Raw genomic sequence first — 429 nt, 5'->3', positions numbered from 1 at the left:
CCGCTACACATGGAGTTCCACTTTCCTCTTCTGTACTCAAGTTTTGTAGTTTCCACTGCACTTCCTCAGTTGAGCTGAGGGCTTTCACAGCAGACTTACAAAACCGCCTGCGCTCGCTTTACGCCCAATAAATCCGGACAACGCTTGCCACCTACGTATTACCGCGGCTGCTGGCACGTAGTTAGCCGTGGCTTTCTGGTTAAATACCGTCAAAACATGAACAGTTACTCTCATGCTTGTTCTTCTTTAACAACAGAGTTTTACGAGCCGAAACCCTTCATCACTCACGCGGCGTTGCTCCATCAGACTTTCGTCCATTGTGGAAGATTCCCTACTGCTGCCTCCCGTAGGAGTCTGGGCCGTGTCTCAGTCCCAATGTGGCCGATTACCCTCTCAGGTCGGCTACGTATCATCGTCTTGGTGGGCTTT

General features: G+C 50.8%; 1 rRNA gene. It reads right to left on the bottom strand.

What is annotated here, in order from left to right:
• Window positions 1-429, bottom strand: a 16S ribosomal RNA gene (locus ABWU86_RS06055); the annotation flags it as partial.

Origin of the sequence: Apilactobacillus pseudapinorum (genome assembly GCF_040369555.1) — a bacterium.
Classification (GTDB): Bacteria; Bacillota; Bacilli; order Lactobacillales; family Lactobacillaceae; genus Apilactobacillus.
The sequence above is the reverse complement of the archived record's forward strand: the minus strand, read 5'-3'. Positions and strand labels throughout refer to the sequence as shown.